2 protein-coding genes are annotated in these 1,302 nt (G+C 30.3%); both read left to right on the forward strand.

The window, feature by feature from the left end; translation table 11 throughout:
* Window positions 1-218 precede the first annotated feature (218 nt).
* Window positions 219-572: an Ail/Lom family outer membrane beta-barrel protein gene (locus tag BHE89_RS17515; RefSeq protein ID WP_353615142.1), complete on the forward strand. Its 354-nt coding sequence runs from the start codon at window positions 219-221 to the stop codon at window positions 570-572.
* Window positions 573-812: 240 nt separating this feature from the next.
* Window positions 813-1,208, forward strand: coding sequence for a GNAT family N-acetyltransferase (locus BHE89_RS17520; protein WP_128860676.1), 396 nt, complete (start codon window positions 813-815; stop codon window positions 1,206-1,208).
* Window positions 1,209-1,302: the final 94 nt, after the last annotated feature.

A 1,302-nucleotide genomic window follows, 5' to 3' on the forward strand; every position in this document is an offset into this window, starting at 1 on the left:
TTTTTTTGTTTTTTTATATAGAGAATAAAGATGAGCCGTAATTTATTTATTTTCTGCTTCACTGTTAGCTATTTTCTACAATTTTCTTTTTAATGTACACGCAGCTTTAGATAATACTTTATCAGTGGGTTATGCGTATAGCTCAATTAAAGTGAGTGATGATAAATTTGATGATAACCCTAAAGGGATTAACTTTAAATATAATCATGAATTTGATAATGATTGGGGTGTTTATTGGATCACTGACATACACAAAATTAACATATAATTATTATGGTCGCTGGGGAAAAATTGGTTCCACTGAAATTGATTATGTTTCACTAACCACTGGGCCTAGTTATCGTTTTAATGATTACTTCAGTGCATATGGGTTAATTGGTCTTGGTCATGTTAACCAAGATGATAAATTTTACTATTCTAATGATGAATACAGTAAAACCTCTATGGCTTATGGATTAGGCTTACAAGTTAACCCAATCCCAAATGTAGCAATTGATGCATCTTATGAATATTCAAAATTTGATGATGCAAAATTTGGTACTTGGGTATTAGGTGTGGGTTACCGTTTCTAATTTTAAGCGAATAAAATAATTTTAAAAGGTCACTTTATGTGGCCTTTTGTTAATATAAATGTAAGTAGCCATCGCTATATTTGGGACATTAACTTATCAAAATGCATTTAATATACATTAACTGTGTGTTTTTTATGCGTTTTTCTTGACTGTCAATAAAGTAGTTTTAAAATTCCCCATTTTATGGAGAGGAAACGATGTTAACAGTAATAAAAAGCAGAACCTTCACACTATGATGAAATGATTGAAGTTTGGGAGTCATCGGTTAGAGCTACACACACATTTCTATCTGAAGACGTCATTTTATCGCTTAAGAAAGATATTGTAGAGCAGTATTTTCCGATGCTTAATACCTATGTTGCGATCGACAATAATAATATTATTCATGGGATCTTGGGTACAGCAGGAAATAAATTGGAAATGCTTTTTGTTGATGCGAAGTCTAGAGGGCATGGTTGTGGTAAATTACTTACAACTTTTGCGATAAATACACTGCATATTGATGAGTTAGATGTAAATGAACAGAATCCTCAAGCAATTGGTTTTTATCTTTATATTGGATTTGAGCAAATAGGGCGTTCAGAATTAGATGGACAAGGCAATCCTTTTCCATTGTTACATTTAAAAATTAAATAAAAAATAAGTATAAATACTAAAATAAAAGAAAATATTAAAGATACAAAATAGGGCGAAAAAGTAAAAAAATCTCTCTATTTTCTTTATGTAAATA

It is taken from the genome of Shigella sp. FC1967, assembly GCF_001743005.1.
Classification (GTDB): Bacteria; Pseudomonadota; Gammaproteobacteria; order Enterobacterales; family Enterobacteriaceae; genus Proteus.

Bases quoted from the DNA above. Each gene is read 5' to 3' on its own strand.
- BHE89_RS17515 (WP_353615142.1), top strand. From the start codon at position 219: ATGATTGGGGTGTTTATTGGATCACTGACATACACAAAATTAACATAT.
- BHE89_RS17520 (WP_128860676.1), top strand. From the start codon at position 813: ATGATTGAAGTTTGGGAGTCATCGGTTAGAGCTACACACACATTTCTA.